The 6,963-nt window shown below is 47.2% G+C and carries 6 protein-coding genes and 1 rRNA gene; all 7 read right to left on the reverse strand.

The features are described from left to right. Positions 1-72 precede the first annotated feature (72 nt). A complete protein-coding gene (gene clpC, locus ASG81_RS15790; protein ID WP_056636069.1) occupies positions 73-2,535 on the reverse strand; it encodes an ATP-dependent protease ATP-binding subunit ClpC in 2,463 nt (820 codons plus the stop codon). 2 nt (positions 2,536-2,537) lie between these two features. After that, a complete protein-coding gene (locus ASG81_RS15795) occupies positions 2,538-3,617 on the reverse strand; it encodes a protein arginine kinase (RefSeq protein ID WP_081417370.1) in 1,080 nt (359 codons plus the stop codon). 28 nt (positions 3,618-3,645) lie between these two features. Then, positions 3,646-4,167, reverse strand: a complete 522-nt coding sequence (locus tag ASG81_RS15800; RefSeq protein WP_056636073.1) for a UvrB/UvrC motif-containing protein — start codon at positions 4,165-4,167, stop codon at positions 3,646-3,648. 36 nt (positions 4,168-4,203) lie between these two features. Continuing rightward, positions 4,204-4,665, reverse strand: a complete 462-nt coding sequence (locus ASG81_RS15805; RefSeq protein ID WP_056636076.1) for a CtsR family transcriptional regulator — start codon at positions 4,663-4,665, stop codon at positions 4,204-4,206. A 345-nt stretch (positions 4,666-5,010) separates the two neighbouring features. Further along, positions 5,011-6,369 carry an arsenic transporter gene (locus ASG81_RS15810; RefSeq protein ID WP_056636079.1) on the reverse strand — a complete coding sequence of 453 codons (1,359 nt, stop codon included), beginning with the start codon at positions 6,367-6,369 and terminating at the stop codon, positions 5,011-5,013. Positions 6,370-6,410: 41 nt separating this feature from the next. Continuing rightward, positions 6,411-6,638, reverse strand: coding sequence for a hypothetical protein (locus tag ASG81_RS15815; protein WP_155971579.1), 228 nt, complete (start codon positions 6,636-6,638; stop codon positions 6,411-6,413). Between the two features lie 231 nt (positions 6,639-6,869). Beyond that, a 5S ribosomal RNA gene (rrf, locus tag ASG81_RS15820) occupies positions 6,870-6,963 on the reverse strand; the annotation flags it as partial.

Consider the following 6,963-nt stretch of genomic DNA (forward strand, 5'->3'; position numbering starts at 1 on the left):
TCAATTATTCATTATAAAAAAACTGTCCCGCAAACAGGATTACCGGCCGCGGGAACAGTTTGGAATTAAGCTTTATTTCGTAGTTGCGGACTCCTCAGGCTCTTGCTCCGAGATCGATTTGGAAACCGTTAATCCTCCGTCTTTCTCATCAATGGTGAACGTATCGCCTTTTTGGATAATGCCCATCAGCAAATCTTCGGACAACCGGTCCTCGATATGCTTTTGAATAGCCCGGCGAAGCGGACGCGCTCCATATTGCGGATCGTAGCCTTCCTTGGCTAGGAAGTTTTTCGCTGCGTCCGTCAGCACGAAATCGACCTCTTGCTCACGCAGACGCTTGCGCAGTTCCTCCGACATGAGCGTAACGATTTCGGCAATGTGCTCCTCGCCAAGCGAATGGAACACGATGCTCTCATCGATCCGGTTCAGGAACTCCGGACGGAAGCTCTTCTTCAGCTCCGCCATTACTTTATCTTTCATTTGTATGAAATCGCGTCCAGCGTCCTGTACAGCTGTAAAGCCGAGCGAGGAATTGCGTTTAATTTGGTCAGCGCCAACGTTGGACGTCATAATAATCAGCGTATTGCGGAAATCGACAACCCGGCCTTTGGAATCGGTCAAGCGGCCATCCTCGAGCACTTGAAGCAAAATATTGAATACTTCCGGATGAGCCTTCTCGATTTCATCAAGCAGGACAACGGAATAAGGCTTGCGACGAACCTTCTCCGTCAATTGGCCGCCTTCTTCATAGCCTACGTACCCTGGAGGCGCACCAACCAAACGGGAAGTCGAATGCTTCTCCATATATTCTGACATATCGATGCGGATAACCGCATTCTCATCGCCAAACATCGATTCGGCAAGCGCTCTGGCCAGCTCCGTTTTACCTACCCCGGTTGGTCCTAAGAAAATGAATGAGCCAATCGGACGCTTCGGATCCTTCAGGCCGGCACGAGCACGACGAATCGCGCGCGATACCGATTTAACGGCTTCATCCTGACCGATTATGCGGTTATGAAGAATATCCTCCATTTTGAGAAGACGCTCTGTTTCACCTTCAGCCAGCTTGCTGACCGGAATACCCGTCCAGCTAGCTACAACCTGAGCGATATCCTCAGGTGTTACTTCGGAATCGGTACGGCCCTGCTTTTCTTTCCACTGGTTTTTCGTAATGTCTAGCTCTTCGCGTATTTTTTGTTCCGTATCGCGCAGAGCTGCGGCTTTCTCAAACTCTTGGCTTTGAACCGCTGCATCCTTTTCCTTGCGGATATCCTCCAAACGGTTTTCAAGCTGCTTCAGGTTTGGCGGTACGGTGTAAGAATTTAAACGTACCTTCGAGCCTGCCTCATCGATAAGGTCGATCGCTTTGTCCGGCAAGAAGCGATCCGGGATATAACGATCGGACAGCTTCACCGCTTGCACAATCGCTTCATCCGTAATTTTCACACGGTGATGAGCCTCGTAGCGGTCGCGAAGACCGTACAAAATTTGAATCGCTTCTTCAGGAGAAGGCTGATCCACCGTAATCGGCTGGAAACGGCGCTCTAGAGCAGCATCCTTCTCGATATATTTGCGGTACTCATCCAGCGTAGTTGCACCGATGCACTGCAGCTCGCCCCGAGCGAGAGCAGGCTTCAAAATATTAGAAGCATCGATTGCGCCCTCCGCTCCGCCTGCGCCGATCAGTGTATGAAGCTCATCAATGAATAAAATAATATTGCCGGCTTGGCGAATTTCATCCATGATCTTCTTCAGACGGTCCTCGAACTCACCGCGGTATTTCGTGCCTGCTACAACTGAGCCCATATCGAGCGTCATTACGCGCTTGTCACGCAACGTTTCAGGAATTTCATTCTCGATAATTTTTTGAGCTAGGCCTTCGGCGATCGCTGTTTTACCGACACCTGGCTCCCCGATTAGCACTGGATTGTTTTTCGTACGGCGGCTAAGCACTTGAATCACGCGCTCAATTTCTTTGCTGCGGCCGATAACCGGATCCAAATTTCCTTCCTTCGCATATGCCGTCAGGTCTCTTGCAAGACCGTCAAGCGTAGGCGTGCTTACGTTCGCCGGTGAGCCGTGGTTGCTTGATACCGCTTCGCTGCTGCCAAGCAGCTGAAGCACCTGTTGGCGCGCCTTATTAAGGCTGATGCCAAGGTTGTTCAGCACGCGTGCCGCAACGCCTTCTCCTTCACGGATCAGGCCGAGCAAAATATGCTCCGTGCCAACGTACGTATGTCCAAGCTTTCTCGCTTCATCCATCGAAAGCTCAATTACTTTTTTCGCGCGTGGCGTATACGCAATGTTGTTCGGCTGCTCTTGACCACGTCCGATTAACGCTTCAACCTCATCTTGGATTTTCTCAAGTCCTAGACCGAGTCCAATTAATGCTTTGGCCGCTATTCCTTCCCCTTCGCGAATAAGACCAAGTAAAATATGCTCCGTGCCGATATTGTTATGTCCGAGACGAACTGCTTCCTCTTGCGCCAATGCAAGCACTTTCTGTGCTCGCTCCGTAAATCTTCCAAACATCATATTCATGCACCCCCATGGCCTTTTTCACCACGCAATTGCTTGCGTATGAGTTCTGCTCTCCTGAAATCTCTCTGCTCCGGACTCATCTTCTCATCGAAGGTTTGCTGCAGAAATCCGGGCTGAGTCATTACCAAAAGTTCATTCAACACCTGCGGCGAAACGTTTGACAAAATGCCGAGATCGGCACCAAGCCGCACATCCGACAACCGCTGTGCCGCTTCCTTGGAATCCATAATCGATGCGTGGGATAAAATACCGTATGACCGTCTCACACGATCCTCCGTCCTCAGCCTCGAATCTTGCATAAGACGCTTGCGAGCCGCTTTCTCATGCTCAATGATTTGTCTTGCAACGCTATAAAGATTGTCAATGATTTCGTTTTCGGATTGACCCAGCGTAATTTGGTTAGACACCTGAAACAGGTTGCCAAGCGCTTCACTGCCTTCGCCATACAATCCTCTAACCGCTAAACCGACCTGCGTTACTGCTGACAAAATGCGATTGATTTGCGACGTAAGCACAAGTGCCGGTAAATGCATCATAACCGAAGCGCGTATGCCAGTGCCAACATTTGTTGGACAAGTCGTTAAAAAACCGCGTTTCTCATCAAAAGCATAATCAGCCGCTTCTTCAAAAATATCGTCAATTCCGCTGGCCAACGACCATGCCTCCTGAATTTGAAAGCCTGGATATAAGCATTGGATGCGCAAATGGTCTTCTTCGTTAATCATGATGCTAACTGATTCGTTATCGCTTAAAATAACGGCCCCGCATCGTGATTCGTTCGCTAAATTTGGACTAATTAAATGCTTTTCTACAAGTACCCTTTTATCAAGCTCGCTTAGATCTGACAAAATAATGGTCTCAAATGAACCAATAGACTGCAGCTTACCGCTCTGGCTTACTTCAGTCAGCTGATCCATAACATCCTTAGATTGCTGATTCGTTGCAAGCAATGGAAAAGGCTGATTCCGTAAATTACGGGCTATGCGCACTCTGCTGCTAATAACAATTTCAGATTCCGGGCCTATGGCCTTCATCCATTCGCTAAGCGCGTGCTGTGAGAATCGATGCTTAGTCAAGAGGTTTATTCACTCCTTCTATGCCAGCCTACAGGTCTGCAATTTTGCGCTCAAGTTCACGTATTTGATCACGCAGCTGGGCTGCGCTCTCAAACTCCTCATGTTCTATTTTGGCTTGCAAATCCCGTCTCAGCTGTTCGATTTCACGCTTGCACTGAATTTGTCCGCCTGAGCGCTTTGGTATCTTCCCGCTGTGTATCGTACTGCTGTGAACCCGTTTGAGAAGCGGGTCAAGCTTACCTTCAAACGCCTTGTAACAAGAGCTGCAGCCAAAACGGCCGATCTTGCTGAACTGCGCATAGGTCAGCCCGCATTCCTCGCACCTTAGCGCTGGCTGCTTCATTCCGGCTGCTTCTGCACTGCCTAAATGCTCGAAATCAAGAAGCCCTGACAACAAGCTATGAATAGAAAAGCTATTCGGCGCTCCAGGAATGCCTTCCCCTTTCTCCCTGGCACAGCTTTCACAAATGTGAAATTCGGTCTTCTCACCATTGATGATTTTTGTAAAGTGAAGCGTAGCCGGCTTTTTGCCGCACTCTTGGCAATACAAGCCTGAATCCCTCCTCCCGGTACAAACGGTTTCGCGTTATTTTACCAGCAACGAGATAAGCATGGACCTGAGCAATCTTGCTCTGATTTCATCCCTTAGCGGCAGCTTGAGCGCGATCGTATCGCGGCTCACAGCCGCTCGAAGCAAGTTGCCTTCACGCTTCGAAATGAGTCTTGCTTCCTCCAGCTGATAAATAAGTCCTTCCGCCGCGCTTTGATCGACACATTCCCCAACCGTTTCTTCGATATGGAATTGAATCGCCTTCAATGCCGGAAGATCAATCCGTTGAATTCGGATATAGCCTCCGCCTCCGCGCTTGCTTTCAACCATGTATCCTTTCTCCATTGTAAAGCGAGTACTGATGACATAGTTAATTTGCGACGGTACACAAGAAAATTTGTCAGCCAAGTCATTGCGTTGAATTTCTACTGCGCCCTCCGGGCTGTCCAGCAGCATGTGCTTCAAATACTGTTCGATGAGATCGGAAATGTTTCGCAAACCACCAACCTCCCTGAGAAATAACCAAAAAAGCCTAAGTTGAAACTTAAAACAGGGAAATTAAATAAATCTTTTTCAGCCAAATTAGTCGTTCACCGAATATTCGGACAACTGACTTTGACTTTCTTTGACCTTGATTTTATTATATGCAATTTTTGCAAAAGGTCAAGTGCTCGTTTAAATTCATTTTTATATTAGCTTGGTGCGGTTGCACGATGTTTATACATGGACAGACCCGTTTGAATAGATAAAAACGCTCAACTGCCAGCCTCACAGGCCAGTCGTTTGAGCGCCATCAAATGCCGATAGCTTAACCGTAAACGTAAGAAGCCGCCCTACGGTCTTTTAAAATAACCATTGAACCCATACATACAGGATGACAAGCGTGAACAGCAAAGTAGGGGGGATGACGATGATCGTAACTCGCACATATTCCTTCCAACTGATTTTCACCTTGTATTGCTTCAAGATATGAAACCAAATTAATGATGCAAGTGTGCCTATCGGCAATAGCAGTGAACCGATATCACTTCCTATCACGGTGGCTAAATACGCGATTTTGAGGTTTAGCGGATCCAAATTCATTTCAGTCAGCGTTAGCGTGCCCACCATAAGCGCCGGATGATTATTAAACAAGATGGACATTCCCGAAAGTAAACCGCCCATGAGCAGGCTTGCATTTAATAAATTACCGGAAACGAGCGGATAAAAAAGATCAACGAGCACATTGGTCAGTCCAATGTTATGCAAGCCGTAAATAATGACATACATGCCAAATGCAAATACCAAAATATTCCACGGTATTTTGCGAAGCATGTCGGTTGGCGGCTTCTTTAAGTAGATCCATCTCCAGCCAAGCAGCAGCGAGGAGCCTGCAACCGCAACCCATTCGATCGGCACGGAGAAGTAGGAAGCGATGAATAGACTTATTCGAATGAGGAATACAAACAGCAAAATTTTTCTCATTAGTTTCGAGTCATAGTGTTCTCTTGATTCGGGCGTCTCTTGCTTTAACGGATGATGTTTACGGCTGATGAGATTAGGATAGAAACGGTGAAGGTTTGTTGGCAGCTTTCGAGGCAGATCACGATAAACACATAAAAAAATGAGGATAGCTAGAAATATGAGTCCCAGCGTCGCCGGAACCAGCATCATCAATGTGTACATATACAAGCTCATATTAACAATTTTCAAAGCAATAAGATTTACGATGTTACTGACCCCGATAGGGGCGCTTGAGGCAGTAGCAATAAGGACGCCAGATAACAAATACGGCACTTTCTGATGGTTTTTGAGACCTATTTTTTGCAATAAAATGAGTAATATAGGCGTTGTAATCAAAATGCTGCCGTCATTATTGAAAAATAACGTCATCAAAAAGCAAAGCAGATTCACATACCAGAACAGCCTGATTCCAGAGCCCCTTGCCCGCACTGCCAGCCCTTCGGCCGCCCAATAAAAGAAGCCGATACTCTCAAGCACAAGAGCCATAACAATCGTTGCGATAATGGTAATTGCGGCTCCGCTTACTGTTGTCGTAATAACGGCCAGATCCGAAATCGATACGCTGCCGCAAAGCAAAATGATAAGGGCGCCTCCCATTGCCGGAAACGCTTCATTCAAACCTCTTGGTCTCCATAAAATAAGCAGGATCGTCAATAAAAAAGTAAAAACTGTAATCGAAACGACGGCCGGTTGATACACTTCTGTTCACTCCCCTCAGCCACCCGACATACTGGAGCTTGTTACTTTTGAGTAGGCTCTATTTCGCTTATGCTCATAATGCTCAGTTCGTATTTTTCATCGTTCTGTGCTGCCTTACGAGCAATTCGTACGGAACGCTCCCCTGCATGAGCATGCGGAGGTTTGAGGAGCACATAAATGAGCAAGCCCGACAGCATTACGATCGATATAATGATAAACATATTCATCCCCTCCTCTGCCGCATCTCTAGCATCCACTTGCACTTGCATTTGCAGCTCCCTATCAAATATCACATCAGGTAGTTTATACTGTATTAATATGTTAAGAGGGAGCATATTGCGATAAGCTGATAACCTATTTATCAGAAAATGGATGATTCATAGTTCAAGAGGCTGCCGGCTCCATGCCTCAATTAAACTTTTATCAATGAGCCGTGACAAGTTTAACTATGCGCGCAAACAACAAAAAACCTATCGCATTACATGCGATAGGTCTCTCGTGCTTGGCGACGTCCTACTCTCCCAAGACCCTGCGGTCTAAGTACCATTGGCGCTGGAGGGCTTAACGGTCGTGTTCGGTATGGGAACGCGTGGT

Source organism: Paenibacillus sp. Soil522 (genome assembly GCF_001428245.1).
In the GTDB taxonomy this organism is placed as follows: Bacteria; Bacillota; Bacilli; order Paenibacillales; family Paenibacillaceae; genus Pristimantibacillus.